Origin of the sequence: Pseudomonas algeriensis (assembly GCF_048847255.1) — a bacterium.
GTDB lineage: Bacteria > Pseudomonadota > Gammaproteobacteria > Pseudomonadales > Pseudomonadaceae > Aquipseudomonas.
On record NZ_JBKKRK010000002.1, the window covers coordinates 300,479 to 322,647 of the forward strand.

Annotated in this window: 23 protein-coding genes; 12 read left to right on the forward strand and 11 right to left on the reverse strand. The window is 60.4% G+C overall.

Annotated features, from left to right (window positions below):
- Positions 1–2: 2 nt before the first annotated feature.
- Positions 3–1,019, forward strand: a complete 1,017-nt coding sequence (locus ACLK1G_RS04245) for a phage late control D family protein (RefSeq protein WP_420764277.1) — start codon at positions 3–5, stop codon at positions 1,017–1,019.
- A 23-nt stretch (positions 1,020–1,042) separates the two neighbouring features.
- On the opposite strand, the gene ACLK1G_RS04250 is transcribed toward ACLK1G_RS04245, so the two are convergent.
- Entirely contained in the window at positions 1,043–1,855 is an 813-nt protein-coding gene (locus ACLK1G_RS04250; protein WP_420764278.1) for a lipopolysaccharide biosynthesis protein, read from the reverse strand.
- A gap of 59 nt (positions 1,856–1,914) precedes the next feature.
- Between ACLK1G_RS04250 and ACLK1G_RS04255 the strand changes: the two genes are divergently transcribed.
- The 5 genes from ACLK1G_RS04255 to recX all read left to right on the forward strand — a co-directional run bounded on the left by ACLK1G_RS04255 (position 1,915) and on the right by recX (position 5,155).
- A complete protein-coding gene (locus ACLK1G_RS04255) occupies positions 1,915–2,460 on the forward strand; it encodes a glycoside hydrolase family 19 protein (RefSeq protein ID WP_420764279.1) in 546 nt (181 codons plus the stop codon).
- A complete protein-coding gene (locus ACLK1G_RS04260; RefSeq protein WP_420764280.1) occupies positions 2,457–2,972 on the forward strand; it encodes a lysis system i-spanin subunit Rz in 516 nt (171 codons plus the stop codon). Before ACLK1G_RS04255 ends, ACLK1G_RS04260 begins: the two co-directional genes overlap by 4 nt.
- Before the next feature lie 70 nt (positions 2,973–3,042).
- Positions 3,043–3,543: a CinA family protein gene (locus ACLK1G_RS04265; RefSeq protein ID WP_420764281.1), complete on the forward strand. Its 501-nt coding sequence runs from the start codon at positions 3,043–3,045 to the stop codon at positions 3,541–3,543.
- 83 nt (positions 3,544–3,626) lie between these two features.
- The gene (recA, locus tag ACLK1G_RS04270) at positions 3,627–4,679 is read left to right on the forward strand and encodes a recombinase RecA (RefSeq protein ID WP_420764282.1); all 1,053 of its coding nucleotides are present in this window, start codon (positions 3,627–3,629) and stop codon (positions 4,677–4,679) included.
- Positions 4,680–4,687: 8 nt separating this feature from the next.
- Entirely contained in the window at positions 4,688–5,155 is a 468-nt protein-coding gene (recX, locus tag ACLK1G_RS04275) for a recombination regulator RecX (protein WP_420764283.1), read from the forward strand.
- A 42-nt stretch (positions 5,156–5,197) separates the two neighbouring features.
- Here recX and ACLK1G_RS04280 read toward each other — a convergent pair whose 3' ends face one another.
- Positions 5,198–6,316 carry an LOG family protein gene (locus ACLK1G_RS04280; protein WP_420764284.1) on the reverse strand — a complete coding sequence of 373 codons (1,119 nt, stop codon included), beginning with the start codon at positions 6,314–6,316 and terminating at the stop codon, positions 5,198–5,200.
- A 500-nt stretch (positions 6,317–6,816) separates the two neighbouring features.
- On the opposite strand from ACLK1G_RS04280, the gene ACLK1G_RS04285 reads away from it, so the two are divergent.
- Positions 6,817–7,011 carry a hypothetical protein gene (locus tag ACLK1G_RS04285; RefSeq protein ID WP_420764285.1) on the forward strand — a complete coding sequence of 65 codons (195 nt, stop codon included), beginning with the start codon at positions 6,817–6,819 and terminating at the stop codon, positions 7,009–7,011.
- Here ACLK1G_RS04285 and ACLK1G_RS04290 read toward each other — a convergent pair whose 3' ends face one another.
- Positions 7,012–7,434 carry a quorum-sensing-regulated virulence factor family protein gene (locus tag ACLK1G_RS04290; RefSeq protein WP_420764286.1) on the reverse strand — a complete coding sequence of 141 codons (423 nt, stop codon included), beginning with the start codon at positions 7,432–7,434 and terminating at the stop codon, positions 7,012–7,014. It lies immediately after the preceding gene.
- Between the two features lie 183 nt (positions 7,435–7,617).
- Here ACLK1G_RS04290 and ACLK1G_RS04295 point away from each other — a divergent pair, with 183 nt between their 5' ends.
- From ACLK1G_RS04295 to ACLK1G_RS04305, 3 genes are all read left to right on the forward strand, one after another.
- Complete coding sequence (locus ACLK1G_RS04295; protein ID WP_420764287.1) at positions 7,618–8,361, forward strand: tRNA-uridine aminocarboxypropyltransferase; 744 nt, start codon at positions 7,618–7,620, stop codon at positions 8,359–8,361.
- Between the two features lie 216 nt (positions 8,362–8,577).
- A complete protein-coding gene (gene erdR, locus ACLK1G_RS04300; RefSeq protein ID WP_420764288.1) occupies positions 8,578–9,231 on the forward strand; it encodes a response regulator transcription factor ErdR in 654 nt (217 codons plus the stop codon).
- 71 nt (positions 9,232–9,302) lie between these two features.
- Positions 9,303–9,665: a diacylglycerol kinase gene (locus ACLK1G_RS04305; protein WP_420764289.1), complete on the forward strand. Its 363-nt coding sequence runs from the start codon at positions 9,303–9,305 to the stop codon at positions 9,663–9,665.
- A gap of 1 nt (position 9,666) precedes the next feature.
- On the opposite strand, the gene ACLK1G_RS04310 is transcribed toward ACLK1G_RS04305, so the two are convergent.
- The gene (locus ACLK1G_RS04310) at positions 9,667–10,593 is read right to left on the reverse strand and encodes a LysR family transcriptional regulator (protein ID WP_039594356.1); all 927 of its coding nucleotides are present in this window, start codon (positions 10,591–10,593) and stop codon (positions 9,667–9,669) included.
- Between the two features lie 122 nt (positions 10,594–10,715).
- On the opposite strand from ACLK1G_RS04310, the gene fpr reads away from it, so the two are divergent.
- Positions 10,716–11,495: a ferredoxin-NADP reductase gene (gene fpr, locus ACLK1G_RS04315; protein ID WP_003198368.1), complete on the forward strand. Its 780-nt coding sequence runs from the start codon at positions 10,716–10,718 to the stop codon at positions 11,493–11,495.
- Between the two features lie 208 nt (positions 11,496–11,703).
- Here the strand turns inward: fpr and tsaA are convergent, their stop codons facing one another.
- The 5 genes from tsaA to rimO all read right to left on the reverse strand — a co-directional run bounded on the left by tsaA (position 11,704) and on the right by rimO (position 15,932).
- Positions 11,704–12,402: a tRNA (N6-threonylcarbamoyladenosine(37)-N6)-methyltransferase TrmO gene (gene tsaA, locus ACLK1G_RS04320; RefSeq protein WP_420764290.1), complete on the reverse strand. Its 699-nt coding sequence runs from the start codon at positions 12,400–12,402 to the stop codon at positions 11,704–11,706.
- Positions 12,403–12,557: 155 nt separating this feature from the next.
- Positions 12,558–13,019 (reverse strand): YehS family protein, encoded by a 462-nt coding sequence (locus tag ACLK1G_RS04325; protein WP_420764291.1) that lies wholly within the window; start codon positions 13,017–13,019, stop codon positions 12,558–12,560.
- Between the two features lie 55 nt (positions 13,020–13,074).
- Positions 13,075–13,785 carry an rRNA pseudouridine synthase gene (locus ACLK1G_RS04330; RefSeq protein ID WP_420764292.1) on the reverse strand — a complete coding sequence of 237 codons (711 nt, stop codon included), beginning with the start codon at positions 13,783–13,785 and terminating at the stop codon, positions 13,075–13,077.
- 81 nt (positions 13,786–13,866) lie between these two features.
- Complete coding sequence (locus ACLK1G_RS04335) at positions 13,867–14,340, reverse strand: GNAT family N-acetyltransferase (RefSeq protein ID WP_420764451.1); 474 nt, start codon at positions 14,338–14,340, stop codon at positions 13,867–13,869.
- 251 nt (positions 14,341–14,591) lie between these two features.
- Positions 14,592–15,932, reverse strand: coding sequence for a 30S ribosomal protein S12 methylthiotransferase RimO (rimO, locus tag ACLK1G_RS04340; protein WP_420764293.1), 1,341 nt, complete (start codon positions 15,930–15,932; stop codon positions 14,592–14,594).
- Positions 15,933–16,266: 334 nt separating this feature from the next.
- Here rimO and ACLK1G_RS04345 point away from each other — a divergent pair, with 334 nt between their 5' ends.
- Positions 16,267–18,108: a potassium transporter Kup gene (locus ACLK1G_RS04345; protein ID WP_420764452.1), complete on the forward strand. Its 1,842-nt coding sequence runs from the start codon at positions 16,267–16,269 to the stop codon at positions 18,106–18,108.
- Between the two features lie 66 nt (positions 18,109–18,174).
- Here the strand turns inward: ACLK1G_RS04345 and ACLK1G_RS04350 are convergent, their stop codons facing one another.
- A complete protein-coding gene (locus ACLK1G_RS04350) occupies positions 18,175–19,464 on the reverse strand; it encodes a virulence factor family protein (protein ID WP_420764294.1) in 1,290 nt (429 codons plus the stop codon).
- Positions 19,464–22,031, reverse strand: a complete 2,568-nt coding sequence (gene mprF, locus ACLK1G_RS04355) for a bifunctional lysylphosphatidylglycerol flippase/synthetase MprF (protein WP_420764453.1) — start codon at positions 22,029–22,031, stop codon at positions 19,464–19,466. Before mprF ends, ACLK1G_RS04350 begins: the two co-directional genes overlap by 1 nt.
- Between the last annotated feature and the right edge of the window lie 138 nt (positions 22,032–22,169).

Sequence of the window (22,169 nt, forward strand, 5' to 3'; positions counted from 1 at the left end):
ACATGTCATTGGGTTTCACGCCTGCGGTGGAAATTTATGGTGCGAACGCCGCGCTGCTCAACGAACGCCTGCTCGGTTGGAGCCACGTCGACGCGGCGGGGATCGAGTCCGATCAATTGACGCTCACCATCAGCCTGGACGGACTCGAAGGGTTGCCAAGCCTGGGCGGAAAAATCGGCCTGCGGGTCGGTTATCTTGAATCGGGGCTGGTGGACAAAGGCGAGTTTGTCATCACTCGGCGCACGCCGTTGCTGTTTCCTCTGCAACTCGTTCTGGTGGCCATGGCGGCGCCGTTCAGCGCGGCTGACCAGACGGGCTTCAAGCAGCGCCGATCCATCAGCCATGGCCCGACGACCCTGGGGGCGTTGTTTCGGGAACTGACGTCCAGGCACGGGTTCTCGCCCCGTGTGGCGCCGGAGCTTTCGCTGATTAAAATCGAGCACATTGACCAAACCAACGAAACCGACATGGGCTTGCTGACCCGCCTGGCCCATCGTTATGACGCTGTGGCCAAACCAGTCAACGAGTTGTATGTGCTGGCCCGGCGCGGTCAGGCGAAGTCGTTGTCGGGCAAGGTCCTGCCCGAGATAAGGCTGTCGGTGACGACGAACAATCGCCCGGGCGACCACGCTTTCATTTCGGCCAAGCTGGATGAAACCGCGCGGGCGAAGTACGAGGGTTGCAAGACCTGTTGGTGGGATGCGGCGGCGGGCAAGCTGCGGGTCGAGGAGAGCGGCATCGCGCCGTTCAAGACCCTGCGCCAGCGCTTCCAGAGCGCAGAAGAGGCCCGCGCCGCCGGCGAAGGCGAGGTGCGCCGGATGCTGCGCGAGGCCCTCAAGGTGACGATCGAATGCCCGGGTAACCCGGGGCTGTCCGCCGAGGGCATCGTGCTGCTCGATCCTTCCTGGCCCGATTTCATGCGCGGTCGCTGGTCGATCGACAAGGTCACCGCCAGCGGTAGCCGGGAGAAAAGCTACCGCTGCAGCGTTGAGGCGACTTGCCTGGATGCAAGAGCGTGACCGGGGCTTGGAGGGGCCATCATTCAGTTACGTAGCATTCGCCGTGCGTCGTCGAGACTGATTTTTTTGATGATATCTGCCGGCACCCTTGAGGTCGCGGACAAGTTATACACCTGAAAATCGTCATCAATGATCTGCTTGGACATCAGTTTTAGAGAAGGCAGGATGCGAGTCTTGTAATGCTGATCCAACCCGCAGGGCGAGCGTTTGCTTTCGACTGTTTCATAGAATCGGCCGGCCGCTTGGTCCAAGTCGAAACCTACAAGGAAAACCCTATTGAAGCCCAGATGGTAGGCGACCTGTAAGGCCAAATACATCACCGTCCTGGCATCGAAGCAACCGAGGGTCATATTTTTGCTGAAGCCGATGTCTTTGCTTCGCTTGCTAAAAAGAGATCTGTACCTGACGAGAGACTTCTGCGGGTTGAATAACGTGGAGCAGATCGAGGCCCTGGGAGCTTTTTTCAAGCCGAAGGCTCGCCCGCTTGGCTTAGCTTGGACGATGTCGAACTGGTCCTCCCATAAGGCAACGTTCTCACTGAGCCGCATAGCGGTTGCAAAAAGATCGGGCTGCTGGAGCGGGAAGTGGGTATCGGAGCAGATGTAAAAAAAGGGTTTTGTATGCGCTTGGCTGAACATGGATATAGCGCCGTTCATGGTAATCATGGGTACGGCTGAAAACTCCTCCAGCGGAAAGCCCTTCGCTGAGTTGCCCGAGGCGATGATGAAAACCGGTCCACTTTTTACATTCCTACATTCGCTAAAGCTCATGTTTTCAAACGGTGTAAACGATGACTCCGTAATGAGCGATTTCTCAAAACTACTTCGCCTGCTCATTCATTCCATTCCGTTAGTCAATGATCGTTGTTGTATTCATTCGCGTTAAAGAGAGCGCCATGTTCATCACCCCAGCCCAACTACTGCGTATCCTCCCAAACGCCGGCGACAATGCCGGTGTTTTTGCACCTCTCCTAGGCACTGCCATGGAGCTTTACCAGATCATCGGCCCCAAGCGTGCCGCCGCATTCATTGCGCAGGTGGGGCACGAGTCCGGCCAGCTGCGGCACGTACGGGAGCTAGGCAACGATGTTTATTTATCAAAGTATGACACTGGCCGATTGGCTTCGTGCCTGGGCAACTCCCCCGAAGCCGATGGCGACGGGCAAAAATACCGTGGGCGAGGTCTGATCCAGATCACCGGGCGGGCTAATTACCAGGCCTGCGGTAAAGCCTTGAGTCTGGATCTGATGGAGCAGCCTGCATTGCTGGAGCTGCCGCGATGGGCCGCGCTTTCGGCTGCGTGGTTCTGGGCGTCGCATGGGCTTAATTCTCTCGCTGATGCTGGTCGATTCGACGCCATCACGCAGCGGATCAATGGCGGCCAGAATGGCGCGGCGCAGCGGCGGGCCTTGCATGGGCGGGCGTTGCAGGTGTTGGGATGAATCCGGCGCTGTTGAGGTTCTTTCCCATCACAGTATTGGGGCTTTTACTGCTGGCGACCAGCATGGCATGGAAGGTCCAGGATTGGCGTTACGGCAGGGTCTTGGCCGAGCAAGCGCGGGCGCAGGCCGAGACCTTAAAGCAGATGACCGCGGCAGCTGCGGCTTCCCAGCATAAGGAAACAGAGAAACGCCTCGCCCTGGAACAACAACTCTCCAACAGCGAACAAACCCATTACCGAGCCCTGAGCGATGCCCAACGTGATCAGGATCGCCTGCGCGATCGCCTTGCTACTGCCGATGTCCGGCTGTCAGTTCTCCTCGACGCCGACGATGTCGCCGCCGGTTGTACAGTGCCTGCCACCACCGGCACCGGCGGCGTGGATCATGGCGCCTCACGCGCCCGACTTGACCCGGCGCATGCTCAACGAATTATCGCCATCACCGACGCGGGCGACCGTGGACTGATTGCCTTGCAGGCCTGCCAGGCGTATGTCAGGGCGCTGGGCCGGTAATCCGCCGAGTGTTGCAAGCGGCGATTGCTCGTGTACGGTAGGGCCCATTGCGTCGAATCAGGAGAGCAGCGTGGACGACATCACTGAACTGGCCGCTGAATTGGGTAGGCGCTTGCAGGTGCTAAATGCCCATGTCACCACGGCCGAGTCTTGCACCGGCGGGGGGATCGCCGAGGCAATCACTCGGATTCCGGGGAGCTCGGCCTGGTTCGAGGCCGGTTTTGTCACGTATTCCAATCGCCAGAAAACCCAGCAGTTAGGTGTTCCCGCAGAGCTGTTCGACAGAGTCGGCGCGGTCAGTCGCGAGGTGGTGGAGGCCATGGTGCGCGGCGCCCAGCAGAAAAGCCTGGCGCGGTTTGCCGTGGCGGTCAGCGGCGTGGCCGGGCCGGACGGGGGCTCGCCGAGCAAGCCGGTGGGCACGGTGTGGCTTGCCTGGGGTGTTGGCGAGGCGGTGTACAGCGAGCAGAAATTCTTGCCTGGCAACCGCGACGAGGTCCGCCGACAAACGGTGAAGGCCGCGCTAGACGGGCTGTTACAACATGCCGCCGCAGAAATCTCAAATCAGGGGTAGGCGATCCCCGATCGCTGTGGAATAATACTGGCTACTTATACAGGTGTTGGCCGTCAGGCCTTATTGATTACGTGAGGACTTTAATGGACGACAACAAGAAGAAAGCCTTGGCTGCGGCCTTGGGTCAGATCGAACGTCAATTCGGCAAGGGTGCCGTAATGCGTATGGGCGATCAGGACCGCCAGGCTATTCCTTCCATCTCCACCGGCTCCCTGGGCCTGGACATCGCGCTTGGTATCGGCGGCTTGCCAAAAGGTCGTATTGTTGAAATCTACGGTCCCGAATCTTCCGGTAAGACCACGCTGACGCTGTCCGTGATCGCCCAGGCTCAAAAAGCGGGCGCTACCTGCGCCTTCGTCGACGCCGAACACGCCTTGGACCCGGAATACGCCGGCAAGCTGGGCGTCAACGTCGATGACCTGCTGGTCTCCCAACCGGACACCGGCGAGCAGGCCTTGGAGATCACCGACATGCTGGTGCGCTCCAACGCAGTTGACGTGATCATCGTCGACTCCGTGGCGGCCCTGGTACCGAAAGCGGAAATCGAAGGTGAGATGGGCGACACGCACGTGGGTCTGCAGGCTCGCCTGATGTCCCAGGCCTTGCGCAAGATTACCGGTAACATCAAGAACGCCAACTGCCTGGTGATCTTCATCAACCAGATCCGCATGAAGATCGGCGTGATGTTCGGCAGCCCTGAAACCACCACCGGTGGTAACGCGTTGAAGTTCTACGCCTCGGTTCGCCTGGACATCCGTCGTACTGGCGCGGTGAAAGAAGGTGATGAGGTTGTCGGCAGCGAAACCCGCGTCAAGGTTGTGAAGAACAAGGTGGCATCGCCGTTCCGTCAGGCTGAGTTCCAGATCCTGTACGGCAAGGGTATCTACCTCAACGGCGAAATGATCGATCTGGGTGTGCTGCACGGTTTCGTCGAGAAGTCGGGCGCCTGGTATGCCTACAACGGCACCAAAATCGGTCAGGGCAAGGCCAACTCGGCTAAATTCCTGGCGGACAACCCGGAAGTCGCGGCAGCCCTCGAGAAGCAACTGCGTGACAAGCTGTTGAGCCCGGTGGCGGACGTCAAAGCCGTGGCCAACCGCGAGACTGCCGACGACCTGGCCGACGCTGATATCTGATTGATCCGATGACCGCCGTACTCGATACCCTCGTCGCGGTGCGGCGAGCTGCGATGGACCTGCTCGCCAGGCGCGAGCACGGTCGTGTGGAGCTGACGCGTAAACTGCGTCAACGCGGGGCTCCTGATGAGTTGATCGACGCCGCTCTTGACCGTTTGACGGAAGAGGGGCTGTTGTCGGAAGCGCGGTACCTGGAGAGCTTCGTCTCTTATCGCGCCCGCTCCGGCTACGGTCCGATGCGCATTCGTGAAGAGCTTGGCCAACGCGGGTTGCAACGAGCGGATATCGAATCAGCCTTGCGCGAGAGCGGTATCGATTGGCAGCAACAGTTAGCCGAGACCTGGCGCCGCAAGTTTTCGGGACATTTGCCTATCGACATTCGGGAGCGTGCCAAGCAAGGGCGTTTCCTGGCGTATCGAGGCTATTCCATGGAAATGATCAACCGCTTGTTCAGTGGTCGCAGCATGGACGACTAAAAACGGCCCGCTATGTCGATAGCGGGCCGTTTTTTTATGGGCTCACGTTACCTTGATCGGCTCCCAAGTCAGGGGGTGGGCCTTAGCGGTGGGTTGGGCCCAGTTTTCCGGCAGGTTGATGTAGTCCACCAATTCCCTTAAACGACCGTGGTCACGGGCGTTGAACGTAAATGCCAATCGCGTCAGATGACTGAAGGGCGCTTCCTCGGGTTCTTCGCCGTTGTAAGCGTGCTGATGGAAACAGTCATTCAGGCACAGGTCGGCGAACTCGGCCTGCATTTGTTGCAGTGCTTGTTCACTGAGTTCGTGATTCATGCGGATCACGAACTGATGCTTGAGCCAGCGGCTGGAATGGAAGTTACGGTAGAACTGGTTGATTTCTTCCACAGCGTCCTCGGCGCAGTACACCAGGCGCATTAACTTCATGTCGGTCGGCAGGATGTAGCGGTTTTCCTCCAATTGTTCGCGGATAAAGTCCAGGGCGCTCTGCCAGAACTTGCCTCCGGGCACGTCCAGCAACACCACCGGTACCAATGGGCTTTTGCCCGTCTGCACCAGCGTCAGGACCTCCAATGCTTCGTCAAGAGTGCCGAAACCGCCGGGGCACAGCACCAAAGCATCGGCTTCCTTGACGAAAAAAAGTTTGCGAGTGAAGAAGAAATGGAACGGCAACAGGTTCTGCGTCCCTTCGACGGTCGGGTTCGCATGCTGCTCGAAGGGCAGGGTGATGTTGAATCCCAGGCTGTGCTCGCGGCCCGCGCCTTCATGGGCCGCGGCCATGATCCCGCCGCCTGCGCCGGTAATCACCATCATGTCTGACCGAGCCAGCGCCGCTCCCAGCTCCCGTGCCAAGCCATACAAAGGGTGTTCGATGGGCGTTCGGGCCGAGCCGAAGACCGTAACCTTGCGGCGCCCTTTGAATTGTTCCAGCGTTCGAAACGCATGTTCCAGTTCCCGAAGGGCCTGAAGCGTGATCTTGGCATTCCAGCGGTTGTGATCTTCCTGGGCCATGCGCAGCACGGTCAGGATCATGTCGCGGTAGATGGGGAGGTTGGGGCTGTTGGGCGATACCAGGTTGAGTTGCTCTTCGACCTTGCGGGTGAGGTCGTGGCCATGGCTCTCAAAATGACGGCTGAGCAGGTCATTCGGTTTGTAAGGCATTCAGCTTCTCCTTCTGAACAGGACCCCGGTCCTGACGAGAGATTCATCAGGGCCACGACACTTCCTGTGCCGTTGTGAGTCCGGGCGCGTGCCCGGGCGTAAACCTGGCTCGACGTAATCTGCAGCAAGGCGGCCAAGCCATCCAACGGGTCCTGCTGTTTCCCTTGGATGAAAAACGGTTGAACATCGCTTATTGGTGAGGGCAGCCTCTTTCTGCCCAGTAAAAACGATACGTTGAATCTAGCCTCTGGCGGTGAACTTCGCTGTCCAGATCATGGCGCTCGAATGTGAACGTTTGCAACATTTCCCCGTAGTCCTACGCTCATCGGTCGCTCGCGATGGGTTCAGTAATGACCTCGGCCCGTACCGCTCGTCAGCTCACCGGCTGGGTGCGTACCGCTCTGATTTACTCCATTAAAGGCGTGCCAACGTAGTTCGACGTCCAGGGCTGGACGTCCGCGCGATGAAATGCTGCATTGATGGGCAGGGAGGCGGGAGAAATGACCAGGGTAACGCTGGAGCTCGAAGGGCAGTTGTACTTGATGTTGTTGGAAGCGGCTCAAGCCAATCGGGTAAGCCTGGAAGAGGAATGTTGCCGTCGGCTGGAAGGTCGGGAATGGCGCTCACGCTATTTGCAGGCGCTGGTGGCGGAACTGCGCGCCGACGAAGAGCAGCGGCGCGCGCGCGCGGGTTGATTATTTCTTGGTCTTGGCCGGTTTCGGGCAATCCGATTCCTGGAAACGTTCGCTGGCGACCGGACGGTTGGTCTTCACTTCGGTGAACTCGTAGCGCATGGTCGCGCCCTTGGCCATCAGTTTGCGGAAGCCTGGATTGGTGCACACCGTGGAGCCCAGCTGGAAATAAACCGCCTTGGGATCCGCGCGCATTTTTTGCGCATGGCTGCTTTGGACGCTGAGATGGTTGATCAGCTCGGTGCCTTCGACAGTGTAGCCCTGGTCAAGAATGTCTTCGTTGATCGCGCGCGGCGTGCCGACACTGCTTTGCTTGGCAACGTTCTGCAGCATCTTGTTCAGTTCGAGTTCTTTCAGCGACGCAGCCTGAGCGCTGATGGACGTCGCCAGCAGAACGGCAACGGTTGGAACGATAAGGCGCAGCATGAAACTCTCCTGGTTCAGTAACTGGTGGTTCGACCGGTCACGTGACTGTGCGTTCAGTGGCGGCGATTATAGGGAAGCCCGGGTAGACGGTACAGGTTTGCGCGCTCTGGTAGACTGCCGGTCTTCATTGCCCTTGCGAGTGTGGTTCGTGTCAAGTTTTCCTGTCTGCGGGCGTTGCCCGCGATGAGCTGTGCTTCCAACGCCGTAGCCCGCTTGCGCGACCAACGCGTCGATGAAGGCATCAAGCCGCTCCAGGCCCGAGGGTGGCGCGCGCCCCGTTGTGGCGCCTGTCGAGTGATCGAGAGCCATTGCTTGTGCGCCTGGCGTCCGAGCGTCGAGACCCGTTCCGGCGTATGCCTGATCATGACCAATAAGGAAGTCTTCAAGCCGAGCAACACGGGCTGGCTGATCGCCGATGTGGTACGGGATAACCATGCCTTCATCTGGTCACGCACTGATGTCGATGAGCAACTCCTGGCTTTGTTGAACGATCCACAATGGCAACCGTACCTGGTATTTCCAGGTGAGTATGTCGAACCCTCCCGGGTAACCCACACGGTTGATCTGGCTCGGGGCAAGCGTCCCTTGTTCATCTTGCTGGATGCCACTTGGACGGAAGCGCGCAAGATGTTCCGTAAAAGTCCCTACTTTGACCGGCTGCCCATCTTGAGCCTGCTGCCCGACAAGCTGTCGCGCTATCGCTTGCGGCGCTCCACACGCAGTGAGCACCTGTGCACCGCCGAGGTCGCGGCGCTGTGCCTTGAGCTGGCGGGCGATAGCGACGCGGCGTCGGCCCTGGACGCCTATTTCGATGTGTTCAGCCAGCATTACCTGGGCGCCAAGCGTCAGCAGGAAGTGAACGTGTCGACTCCGGCCCATGCCGAACTGCTGCCCTTTGTCCGCTCGGCTCAGGCGGCGTTGGCCTAATAGTGGCCCATACTGGGTACAGCGGTGGCCGTGCAGCTTGACCACCCCGGTTTCGCTGGGCATGCTTGGCGCCGACCAGGGTGCGGCCGGAGTTTAAGACGCTGTGATTGGCGTTGAACGTGCCCCTGTGGATAACGCTGAATGGCGTTATCTTGAGTTGCATGGCGAGGCGCGAATGCATCGGGCCTGCCTTAAAAAAACAGGATCATTTGAAAAATGGCCACATACGAAATCCTGATTGCCGATGACCACCCGCTCTTTCGCAGCGCGTTGCATCAGGCGGTGACCCTGGGCCTTGGCTCGGATGTCCGGTTGACGGAGGTGGCCAGCATCGCGGAGTTGGAAGCCCGATTGGCGGAAAAGGCTGATTGGGACCTGGTGTTGCTGGATCTGAACATGCCCGGCGCGTATGGTTTTTCAGGGCTGGTCCTGTTGCGTGGGCAGTATCCGCAGATTCCCGTGGTGATGGTCTCAGCCCAGGAAGAAGCTTCGGTGATGGTCAAGGCCCGCGAATTTGGTGCCAGCGGGTTCATCCCCAAATCCAGCTCCCTCGAAATGATTCAACGGGGGGTAAAGGCCGTCCTCAGCGGTGATGTATCCTGGCCGCCGCAGGCGTTCGAGGCGGTGAGCGTGTCCGACGAGGCCAAGGCGGCCAGCGAAGGGCTCGCGAGCCTGACGCCCCAGCAGTTCAGAGTGCTGACCATGGTTTGTGAAGGTCTGTTGAACAAGCAGATCGCTTACGAACTGAATGTGTCAGAGGCCACCATCAAGGCTCATGTTACGGCGATCTTTCGTAAATTGAATGTGCGCACCCGGACCCAGGCTGCCTTGTTGTTGCAACAACTTGAGTCAATTTCGCCGCAGTCGTAGCGCCTGAATTCACGCTTTTTTGACTGCAATTACAGTAGCTTCTTCACTCCTATCGATCAGTTGCCCACTCTATGTCTCCTTTCAAAGGCCAAACCGGCCTGAAACGCATCCTCAATGCCTCCGGCTATTCCCTGGACGGGCTGCGTGCAGCTTTCGTCGGCGAAGCGGCGTTCCGTCAACTGGTCCTGCTTAACGTCATCCTGATTCCGTTGTCGTTTTTCCTGAACGTGAGCCGCGTGGAGCAGGCGCTGTTGATAGCGGTGTGCCTGCTGGCCTTGATCGTGGAGTTGCTCAACTCGGCGGTAGAGGCGGCGATCGACCGTATTTCCCTTGAGCTGCACCCCTTGTCGAAAAACGCCAAGGACATGGGCAGCGCGGCCCAACTTGTCGCCCTGACGATGATTGCCCTGGTCTGGGGCCTGGTGCTGCTCTGATTCAAGCGATGGCAGGCAGGACGATCTCGTCGCTGCGCTGGACCCCAGCGGTGAAGGCCCGGCAGAGGTCGAGGAATTCACGCATGGCCGAGGTCTGGTATTTCTGTTTGTGCCAGATGAAATAAAACTGCCGCGCCAGGTCCATGTCCGGGGTTTCCACGGCCACGAGGCTGCCGCGACGGAAAGCATCACGCAACGCCAGGCGCGAAATGCAGCCAATGCCCAGGCCCGATTCCACTGCTCGCTTGATCGCTTCGGTGTGTTCCAATTCCAAGCGAATGTTCAGCGCGCTGCGGTGGTGGCGCATGGCCTGATCGAAGGTCAGCCGCGTACCTGAACCCTGCTCCCGCAAAATCCACGCTTCATGGGTCAATTCCTCCATGGTCGCCTGACCACGCTTGGCCAGTGGATGCTGGGGCGCGCAGAACACCACCAATTCATCCTCGACCCAGCTCTGCACCTCAATGTCCGGATGGCTGCAATCGCCTTCGATTAGACCCAGATCAATTTCGTAATGGGCGACCTGGTGCACGATATTGGCAGTGTTTTGCACGTGCAGCTTCACCTGGCTTTCCGGATGGCGCTGCATGAATCCGCCGATCAGCAGCGTCGCCAGGTAATTGCCGATGGTCAGCGTGGCCCCGACCGCCAGCGAACCGAAGCCGGACTTGCCGTTGAGTAGGTCTTCGATCTCTTTGGCCTGGTCCAGCAATGCCACGGCCTGGGGCAGCAATTGCTTACCCAAGGCGTTGAGGCTCAGGCGCTTGCCGGCGCGGTCGAACAGTTGGCAGCTGGATTGACGCTCCAATTCAGTGATGGAAGTGCTGGCGGCCGACTGCGACAGATTGAGCAAGCCCGCGGCACGGGACACGCTTTCCTGCTGGGCGACAGCGACGAAGACTTGAAGTTGACGTAGAGTAAATCGCATATCGATATAACCGATAACCCTTATCTTAATAATCCATTTAACAGATATTGTCGCCGCCATTAGAATGCGATGCAATTGCGCAGATTACCGGCGCAGGCATCATTTCCAGGAGTCCCCCGTACATGAGCAACATGAACCACGAGCGTGTCCTCAGTGTTCATCACTGGAACGACACTCTGTTCAGCTTCAAGTGCACCCGCGATCCGGGCCTGCGCTTCGAGAACGGTCAGTTCGTGATGATCGGCCTGCAGCAGCCCAACGGCCGCCCGCTTATGCGCGCTTACTCGATTGCCAGCCCGAACTGGGAAGAGCATCTGGAATTCTTCAGCATCAAGGTCCCTGATGGTCCGCTGACTTCCCAGTTGCAGCACTTGAAGGAAGGCGACGAGATCATCATCAGCAAGAAGCCCACCGGCACGCTGGTGCTGGACGACCTCAAGCCTGGCAAGCATTTGTACCTGCTCAGCACCGGTACTGGCCTGGCGCCTTTCATGAGCGTCATCCAGGATCCGGAAACCTACGAGCGTTTCGAAAAAGTGATCCTGTGCCACGGCGTGCGTTACGTCAATGAAGTCGCCTATCGCGAATTCATCACCGAGCACCTGCCACAGAACGAGTTCTTCGGCGAAGCGCTACGCGAAAAGCTGATCTACTACCCCACCGTGACCCGCGAGCCGTTCGAGAACGAAGGTCGCCTGACCGACCTGATGCGCAGCGGCAAGTTGTTCCGCGACATCGGCCTGCCGCCGATCAACCCGCAAGATGACCGCGCGATGCTGTGCGGCAGCCCAAGCATGCTCGACGAAACCAGCGAAGTGCTCAACAGCTTCGGCCTGACCGTTTCGCCGCGTATGCGCGAGCCGGGTGATTACCTGATCGAGCGCGCGTTTGTAGAGAAGTAAGCTTCGGCATTTGCGGTGGCTGACCGACCGCCATCGCGAGCAGGCTCGCTCCCACACTGGATATGTATGACCACAAAATTTGGTGGTCGCTGCAAATCAGTTGTGGGAGCGAGCCTGCTCGCGATGGCAGCGACTTGGTCCAACTGACAGACCATAAAAAGCCCGCGCCGCCTGATGAAGGCCGCGCGGGCTTTTTCGTTTCCGGGTTTTATCCAGCCGTAGGAACGACTTCCAACACCCGAATCACCCCCGGCTCCGGGTAATGCCAGCGCACGTCCAGATCCCAGAACCGCGCACCGTATTCCCGTTCAGCTGTAGGAACCTGATACGCCGGGCGTGGGTCTTGGGCCAGGCATTGTTCGATCAGCTCCACCAAGGGCTCTTCGAGGCGCCTTGCGTGGTCGCGTGCCTGAAGCAGGGCAGAGTCCGCCCATTGGACTGGAATCAACTCAGGCGCGGCGCTGGCGATCCTGTTGGAGGCCGAGTCGATGATGTCCGCATAGGGGACGTAGGGCTTGATATCGAGCACGGGTGTGCCGTCCAACAGGTCGATGCCCGATATCCACAGTCGAGCGGCCTCCACCCGTTCTAGCTTCACCACCGACTGGCCGATACCGTTGGGGCGATGGGTGGCTCGGGTGGCGAAGACGCCCATGGATTTATTGCCACCCAGGCGCGGCGGCCGTACTTTCAATCGTGGCTTGTCTTCCAGGGCTTGATGGAACAGGAACAGCAACCAGACATGGCTGACCTGCTCCAGACCCTGCACGGCCTCGCCCTGGTCGAACGGCGCCACCAGCTCCAACACACCGCGCGCGGCCGGGGCCAGTTGTGGTTGGCGCGGAATGGCGAACTTCTCCTTGAAGCAGGAGCGTACGAAGCCGATGGGGGAGACGTTGTAGGTCATGGGCTGGGATCAAGGCAGGGTTGAAAGGGCATCATAGCGCGGGCGGCTGGTCTTGCCGTTTATGGCGGGGGCTTTTTTTGGGGGGGCGGCCGCCACCCCACCCCAAAAAAAAAAAAACACCCAACCCCCCCTCAAGAAATGGCAGCCCTTCGGCATTAGCCGCGAACGCGCAGCGTCAGGCCCTTGAGGAAGTTGCGCAGCAATTGGTCGCCACACGGCCGGTAGTTGGTATGGCCGAACTTGCGGAACAATGCGCTCAGTTCCGGCTTGGACACCGGGAAGTCGGCGGCCTTGAGGATGGCGTGCATGTCGTCTTCCTTCAGCTCGAAGGCCACCCGCAGCTTCTTCAGGATGATGTTGTTGGTGACCGGCACTTCGATCGGCTGCGGCGGACGGCTTTCGTCCTTGCCGCGCTTGAAGATCACCAGCCCGTCGAGGAAATGCGCCATGACCAGGTCGGGGCAGAACACAAAGCCTTCTTCTTCATCTTTCTTGAGGTAACCGGCCAAATCTTCCAGGGAGATTTCCAAGCCGCCCAGCTTGATGATCTCGACGACTTTTTTGTCGCTGATGTCGAGCATGTAGCGCACGCTGCGCAGTACGTCGTTGTGAATCATGTGTGCAATCCTGATGAAGGCAGTGGGCGCCCCGGTTCGGTGCGGCGCCGGAAAATTAGAATTTCTCTTTGGCAGACAGGTAGCGCCATTGGCCCAACGGCACCTTGCCGATCGACACGCCGCCTATGCGGATGCGGCGGATGGCAACGACCTTGAGCCCGACGGCCTGGCAAAACAGCGCGATAACGCCCGGTTGCGGGTTCTTCATGGCGAAGCGCAGGCGGTTCTCGTTCTGCCAGCTGGCCTTAACCGCCGGCAATTCCTTGCCTTTATAGGTCAGGCCGTGGTTCAAGCGATTGAGACCGTGGGCGACCATCTCGCCCTCGACTTCCACCACATACTCCTGCTCGATCTTGGCCGCGTCGGCGGTGAGCTTGCGCAGGATTTTCCAGTCCTGGGTGAATACCAAAAGGCCGCTGGCGCCAGCCTGCAAATCGGCGCTGGCGGTCAGGCGCAGGAAGTGGCCCTTGAGCGGGCGCTTGCCGAAGCGATGTTCTTCGCTCAAGGTCTGTGGCCCCAGAGTTGCCATTGCCGCGTCGACATCCATGCCAGCCGGGACGTTCAGCAGGAGGGTCACAGGCTCTGGCGCGGTGGCCTTGGCTTGGGGGTCGAGTTCGACCTTTTGGGTGGTGACCTTGAACTGCGGTTCATCGATGACTTCGCCGTCCACGGTGACCCAGCCGCCCTCGATGAACAGCTCAGCCTCCCGACGGGAACAGCCGACGAGTTCGATGAGACGCTTGGAGAGACGAATCGGGTCAGTCATGACGGGGCCGTAACAAAAAGGGGTGGGCATTGTACCTGTCTGGCGCCGGTTAATCGCGGGTCCATTTGCCTCATGCCGTTTTTAGCCGCGCCCCGCTTTCAGATCGGGCTGCTTGTAGCGCATATGCAGCAGCGGGTAGGGCTGGTCCATGCCATCCTTTGCCGAGCGACCGATAACTTCGAACCCTTGCTTGAGATAAAAGCCAAGGGCTTGCGGGTTCTGTTCGTTGACGTCCAGTTCATCGGCGTTCAGGTGTTCGATGGCATAGCGCAGCAATTGTTTGCCCAGGCCTTGGCCGCGATGCTCGGGGTCGATGAAGAGCATTTCGATCTTGCCAGCCGCGACCCCGGCGAACCCTGTGATGCGCTGGCGTGAATCACGGGTGCAGATGAGCATCACCGCGTCCAGGTAACGGGTGAGCACGAGGTTTCTGAGCAGTTCGATATAACTGTCGGGCAGGAAATCATGGGTGGCCCGTACCGATGCCTCCCAGACCCGGGTCAGTTCCTGATAATCGCTCGGTTTCGGTGTGTGGATGACCGAATGCTGGCGCATGTCCGCCTGTTCCTTGTGGTGGAGTTTTCTTGTCTGCATACGATAGCCGTAAAAAAGCCCTGCTTCTTGTTACAGAGCAGGGCTTCAGAAAGTTTTTTTTAGAGGCGGCGAGTGGCTGGCAAACAACCTGTGGCGAGGGAGCTTGCTCCCGCTCGATTGCGTAGCAATCGCAAGGATAGGGCTACTTCGTAGCCCAGCGGGAGCAAGCTCCCTCGCCACAAAAGCCTATTCGGCTTGAGCCCAGGCCTGGATCAACCGATCTGCTCAGCCCACAAGTCATACTCGTCGGCGTCGGTGACCTTGCACCACACCTTGTCGCCTGGCTTGAGATTGCTGCCGTTGTCGATGAACACGTTGCCGTCGATTTCCGGAGCATCGAAGAAGCAGCGGCCGACGGCACCTTGTTCGTCGACTTCGTCCACCAGCACTTCGATCTCACGGCCGATGCGCATTTGCAGGCGCGCCGAGCTGATGGCCTGCTGGTGCGCCATGAAGCGCTCCCAACGGTCCTGCTTGACGTCATCCGGCACCACGTCCAGGTTCAGGTCGTTGGCCGGTGCGCCTTCGACGGGCGAGTACTGGAAGCAGCCGACGCGGTCGAGCTGGGCTTCGGTCAGCCAGTCCAGCAGGTACTGGAAGTCTTCTTCGGTTTCGCCCGGGAAGCCGACGATGAAGGTCGAGCGGATGATCAGCTCGGGGCAGATTTCACGCCAGTTCTTGATGCGCGCCAGGGTCTTGTCTTCGAAAGCCGGGCGTTTCATGGCCTTGAGGACTTTCGGGCTGGCGTGCTGAAACGGGATGTCCAGGTACGGCAGGATCTTGCCGGCGGCCATCAGCGGGATCAGCTCGTCGACGTGCGGGTACGGGTAGACGTAATGCAGGCGGACCCAGACACCGAGGGTGCTGAGGGCTTCGCACAGTTCGGTCATGCGGGTTTTCACCGGCGCGCCGTTCCAGAAGCCGGTGCGGTACTTGACGTCGACGCCGTAGGCGCTGGTGTCCTGGGAAATCACCAGCAATTCCTTGACGCCGGCCTTGACCAGGCGCTGGGCTTCGTCGAGCACGTCGCCCACCGGACGGCTCACCAGTTTGCCGCGCATCGAGGGGATGATGCAGAAGCTGCAGCTGTGGTTGCAGCCTTCGGAAATCTTCAGGTAAGCGTAGTGACGCGGGGTCAGCTTGATGCCTTGTGGCGGCACCAGGTCGATCAGCGGATTGTGGTCCTGGCGCGGCGGCACGACTTCATGCACGGCGTTGACCACTTGTTCGTACTGCTGCGGCCCGGTCACGGACAGCACGCTCGGGTGCACGTCGCGGATGTTGCCTTCTTCCACGCCCATGCAGCCGGTTACGATGACCTTGCCGTTTTCCTTGATGGCTTCGCCGATCACTTCAAGGGATTCGGCCTTGGCCGAGTCGATGAAGCCACAGGTGTTGACCACCACCACGTCGGCGTCCTGGTAGGTGGACACAACGTCATAACCTTCCATGCGCAGCTGGGTCAGGATGCGCTCGGAGTCGACCAGCGCTTTCGGGCAACCCAGGGATACGAAGCCAACCTTGGGATTGGCTGGCGCGGTAGTGGTGGACATGTCTAACCTCGGTGTAGGGGGATCGTCTCTTGCGGAGACAGGGCGCCTGACGCGCCTCTGATCAAAAAGTGCGCAATTCTATCCGTGGTCGCCGCACTTGACCAGCTTTATACCGGGAAATACGACGAGTGCTGCGCTATGCTTCGCGCCTTTGCCTTCTGGCGAACGCTGCAGTCAACAGAACGTCTGTAACAAAGCGTAAAACCGCCCATGCTGCGTCACAAGAGCGTACGGCTTCTTTCAAGAAGGCAGGTCTGGAAATCAGGAGTGTTGGATGGGTCATGCAGGTAGTCAGGCGGCGGGCGCCGAGCATTCGGCAGCCAAACCGCTGAGCATGCTGGTCGCGGCGGTCGGGGTGGTTTATGGCGACATTGGCACGAGCCCGCTGTACACCCTTAAAGAAGTGTTTTCCGGTGGTTATGGCGTGCCCGTCAACCATGACGGGGTGCTGGGAATCCTGTCGCTGATTTTCTGGTCGCTGATCTGGGTCGTGTCCATCAAGTACATGATGTTCGTCCTTCGCGCGGACAACCAGGGCGAAGGCGGAATCATGGCCTTGACTGCCCTGGCGCGGCGCGCGGCGGCCGGCAGGGCGCGGCTGCGTACGTTGTTGGTGATCTGCGGCTTGATCGGTGCGGCGCTGTTCTATGGCGACAGCATGATCACCCCGGCGATCTCGGTATTGTCGGCGGTCGAAGGCCTGGGCCTCGCATTCGAAGGCATCGACCACTGGGTGGTGCCGCTATCGGTGGTGGTGCTGGTGGCGTTGTTCCTGATCCAGCGCCACGGCACCGCGCGCATTGGCATCCTCTTTGGACCGATCATGGTGACCTGGTTCCTCGTCCTCGGCGCCTTGGGCGTGTATGGCATCAGCCAGCACCCGGAAGTATTGAACGCAGTGAACCCGGCCTGGGCCGTGCGTTTCTTTGTCGTCCACCCGGGCATGGGCGTAGCGATCCTTGGCGCGGTGGTGCTGGCGCTGACCGGGGCCGAAGCGCTGTACGCCGACATGGGCCACTTCGGCCGTAAACCCATCGCCCGTGCCTGGTTCATCCTCGTGCTGCCGGGCCTGATGCTCAACTATTTCGGCCAGGGCGCCTTGCTGCTCGGTGATCCTGAAGCGGCGCGCAACCCGTTCTATCTGCTGGCGCCGAGCTGGGCATTGCTGCCCTTGGTGGGCCTGGCGACGCTGGCGACGGTGATTGCCTCGCAAGCGGTGATCTCCGGCGCGTTCTCCCTGACGCGCCAGGCAATCCAGCTCGGCTACATCCCGCGCATGTACATCCAGCACACCTCCAGCGCCGAACAGGGCCAGATCTACATCGGCGCGGTGAACTGGTCTTTGATGGTCGGCGTGGTCTTGCTGGTGCTGGGCTTCGAGTCGTCCGGAGCGCTTGCATCGGCCTACGGCGTGGCGGTGACCGGTACGATGTTGATGACCACGATCCTGGTCTCCGCCGTGATCCTGTTGCTATGGAAATGGCCGCCGCTGCTGGCGGTGCCGGTGCTGTTCGGTTTCTTGCTGGTAGATGGGCTGTACTTCGCCGCCAACGTGCCGAAAATCATCCAGGGCGGCGCATTCCCGGTCATAGCCGGCATCGCCTTGTTCGTATTGATGACCACCTGGAAACGCGGCAAGCAGCTGTTGGTGGAGCGGCTGGACGAAGGGGCGTTGCCGCTGCCGGTCTTCATCAGCAGCATCCGCGTGCAGCCGCCGCACCGGGTCCAGGGCACGGCGGTGTTCCTGACGGCGCGCTCGGATGCGGTGCCCCATGCGCTATTGCACAATCTGCTGCACAACCAGGTGCTGCATGAGCAGGTGGTGTTGCTGACAGTGGTCTACGAAGACATTCCCCGCGTGCCGCCACAACGGCGTTTCGAGGTCGATGCCTATGGCGAGGGCTTCTTCCGGGTGATCCTGCATTTCGGTTTTACCGACGAGCCGGACGTGCCCGAGGCGCTCAAGCTCTGTCATTTGGACGACCTGGATTTCAGTCCGATGCGCACCACCTATTTCCTCAGTCGCGAGACTGTTATCGCCTCCAAGCTGGAGGGCATGGCGCGTTGGCGTGAGTCGTTGTTTGCTTTCATGTTGAAAAATGCCAACGGCAACCTGCGCTTTTTCAATCTGCCGTTGAATCGGGTGATTGAATTGGGGACGCAGGTGGAGATGTAGCACCGGGAAACAAAAAGCCCCCACTGCCTTGCGGCGGTGGGGGCTTTTGTCTGGCTTGCCCCCCGCTTATTGCACGGCAGGCTTGGTTTGGCGCTTGTCGATCTCGCCGATCAGGCGCTTGGCCAGGGCCGGGTAGTTTTCATCGAAGTGGTGGCCGCCCGGCAACTTGATGACTTCGCCCACGGCAGTCTTGTCGGTGCAGCCGCTTTCGTTGGCCTCTTCGGCACCGTAGATGCACACCACTTTTTCGGCGGGCAGCTTGGCCATCTCCGGGCCGGTGGCGGCTTCGGTGCCGGCGTTGCCGAGCCAGCCCTCGACTTCGATTTCGAAGCTGCCGGTGCGAGCGAAGGCGAGCAGGATGATTGCATCGACCCGCTGTTGCTCTGTCGCCGGTAGACGGTTGTAGATCGCCGGCAGCACATCGGCGCCGAAGGAGTAGCCGGTCAGGATGAAGCGCTTGGTGCCCCAGATCTGGCGGTAGTGCTGCATCAGCTCGGTCAGGTCGGCGGCGCTCTGTTCGGGGCTCTTGTGCTGCCAGTAGTAACGCAGGGTGTCGATGCCGACGACCGGGTAGCCGACCTTGGCCATTTCATCGGCCACGTCGCGGTCCAGGTCACGCCAGCCACCGTCGCCAGAGAGAAACAGCGTCACGGTATCCCGGGCCTGGCTGGCGGGCACCTCCACCACCGGGATGCTCAGGCCGCCCTTGCCCTTTTCGGCACCTACCAGGATCTTGCGCAGTTCATTGTTCAGCACTTGCGGCAGGTTGATGTCGTAGTCGCTGATGCTGGTTTCGGCATTGTGTTGATCACGAACGAACCCGGCGCTGGTGTCGTCGGGGTTATCGTTCCAGGCGACCAGCCAGTGACCGTGTGCGGCGCTCTTGGGCAGCAGGTGCGTGCAGCCCGGTTTTTCCAGGGCCAGGTCCACCGAGACGGCCCGGGCATTGTCGTCCTTCTGCTCGGCCAACCAGCGCCAGGCCAGCACGGCGCCGGGGCCGATGCCGCTGACCAGCGTGGCCGGGCCGTGGAGTTGTCTCAGGCCGGCCTGTAGAGCACGGCCTTGCAACATGCAGTCCTTGGGCAGGATCACTTGGACGATCTGTGCCGAGCCGCTGCGGCTGAGGGTCGTCAACTGGGTGTCGCTGAGCTTTTGGTCCTCATTCACGGCCACCAGCACCTGGGCGCGGGGCTTGGTGCCGGGGATGACGCGCGTCATTGGCACGCCGTCGGCGGGTTCCAGTTGTTCCAGGGTCGGTTGCGGGGCAGGGCGGTTCCAATACCAGTAGCCGCCACCGAGAATCACAGCCAGCACCAGCAGGGCGGCCACTACGTATCGCCACGAGCGTTGCATCATCAGCGTTTCACCAATCCAGTCAGGCCGCCTGCAATCAGGGCGGCGGTATCAGCCAGCGCAACCAGCGGATCGAGTCCGGCGGGCACGGCCATGTAACGAGGTTCCCAGTCAGGCTGGAATTTGTCTTTGAAGCGGCGCAGCCCCTGGAAATTGTAAAGCTGCTCGCCACGGCGAAACACCATCGAGCCCAGGCGCTGGGTCAGCGGTGCGCCGCGACGCGGCTGCAAGCCCGACAAAGGGACCATGCCGAGACTGAAGCGAGCGTAGCCATGGTTTTTGTAATGCTGAATCAGGCCGACCATCATGAATTCCATGGTCAGCTTCGGCGCGTCGGGGTGGGCGCGCATCAGGTCGAGGCTGGCCAATTCGTGGTTGTGGGTTTCCAGCAGGTTGGCGAATGCCACCGGCCGGCCTTCGAAACGAATCACCGCGATGCGGAAATGCTTGAGGTAGTCATCGCTGAATCGTCCGAGGGAGAAGCCTTTTTCCCGGACGTTCTTGCCGGTCAGCCAGGCGTCGGAGATGACTTTCAGTTCGTCCATGGGCGCCTGGCCCGGCTCGTGGATTTCCAGCGACAGGCCATCGCGGGTGCCGCGATTCCAGGTGTAGCGCAGGTCCTTCATCTCTTTGCCCTTGGCTTCGAGATCGAAACGTTTGAGGTCGACTCGCGCCTCTTCGCCCAGCTTGATCGCGGTCAGACCGATGTCCATGTAGTAAGGCAGGTTCTCGGCGCGTACCTGGTAGAACACTGGCCGGGCGTGATAGATGTCGCACAGGTCGCGGAACTGCCAGATCATTTCCGCCCGTTGCTGGGTCGGCCCGATCGGGTCGTACAGCGCGACAAGGCTGCGGCCGCGACGGGCGTACATCAAAAATGCCTCGTCGTTGGGGTGAAACAGCAGCGCCTTGTCGCCGGTCAGGGCCAAGCCGCCGTCGGGTTGAGACGATGCCATGAGAATGGTCTTGGCGCGTTCCAGCTCTTGTGCCGTAGGCAAGTGAATCACCGGCCGCGCGGTGCGCAGCAACCAGGTCAGCGAAACCACCACCAGCAGCACCGCGGCACCGAGCAATGAGCGCAGGCCGCGGGGAGCGTCGGCATCCAGGGTGAATTGCCACCACAGTTGATGGCTGTAGGGCACGTCCTGATAGGCGAACAGCAACAGCCAGATCGACGCCCCCAGGACGCACAGGCTAGCGATCAAGAACAACGGCGAAAAAGGCAACTCGGTCAGGCGACTCGGCCTGTAGAACGAACGCCGGAAGATCGACAGCAGGGCAGCAGTCAAGGTCAGCAGCGTGGCTTCTTCCCAATCAAAGCCCTTGAGCAGCGAGAGCAGGGCACCCACCAGCAATAACACGGTGGTGAGCATCCAGGCGGCAGACAGGCGACGGCGCAAGCCTTGGGCCAGCATCAGGCACAGCACGCCAATCAGGCTGGCGCCAAAGTGCGAGGCATCCACCAGGCGGTGAGGAATCAGAAAGCCAATGTGCTCCAAGCGCGTGTCGATTTCGGGTGTCACCCCGGAAAACAGCAGCACCACGCCCGACAAAAACACCAGCACGGCCAGGATCGGTGCCGCGAAACCTGACGCCGCCCGCAAGGACTGGCGTGTCTGGAAGAGTCGTTGCGCCTCATTGATCAACAGCAGCACGCACGCTACCAGCATCGGCAGCAGCACGTAGATCAAGCGATACAGCAGCAAGGCGGCGGCCAGCGGCGCGGCACCCAGCTTGTCGGCAAACGCGGCCAGCAGGATCGCCTCGAACACCCCGACCCCGCCCGGCACGTGGCTGAGTACACCGGCGGCCAGCGCGAGCAAGTACACCAGCAGGAACGGACCGAACGGGGGCGCTTCGGGCAGCAACAGATAGAGCACCGTCGCGGCAGCTGCGACGTCCAGCGCGGTAATCACCAATTGCAGGAGCGTCAGGCGTCGGCCGGGCAGCCGCAAGGTCCGGCGACCGGCCCTGACCAGCAGGCTGTCGCGGTAGGGTTGGTCCGGCAAGCGACGGCGATAGATGCCCACCGCCAGCACGCCAGTCAGCAGCAGCACCGCGACGGCGATCGATCCCAGCAACGTGGCTGGAAGATGCAAGGCGGCGGATGCCGCAGGCAGATTGCTCAGTGTCGCCAGGGCGGCCAAGGGCGGCAGGGCACAGCCCAGCGACAGGCTGGCGAACAACGTCATATGGGCGACATCCGTCGCCCCCAGGCCATGGCGAGCATACAGGCGATAACGAACCGAGCCGCCCGACAGCAGCGACAGGCCGATGGCGTTGCCAATGGCGAAAGCGCTGAAGCCCCCTAGCACCAGGGTTTGCGGCGGCAGCTTCACCCCCGCGTAGCGGGTGGCGGACCACTCATAGCCCAGCAGAATGACAAAACCGGCCACGGTCGCGGCGATCGCGCCGAGCAGGGCCGGCCTCGGCACCTCGAGGATCGAGTCGTGAAGGGCGTAAAGGTCGAGCTCGCTCAACAGATGGCGGCAGGCGATCAAGGCAATTGCAAACAGGAGCAGCGTGACAGCGAGGCCGATCGGGTGCCGGTACTGGCTGATCCGCTCCATCCAGCGCAATCGCTCGGCCTTGATCGGTTGTGTCGCAGAAACAGTGTCTTGTGGGTCAGACGAGTGGGCGCGCATCAATCACCTCTTGAGCTATGCGCGACAGGATGGGGGTATCCAGCCAAGTTACCAATCCCTGCG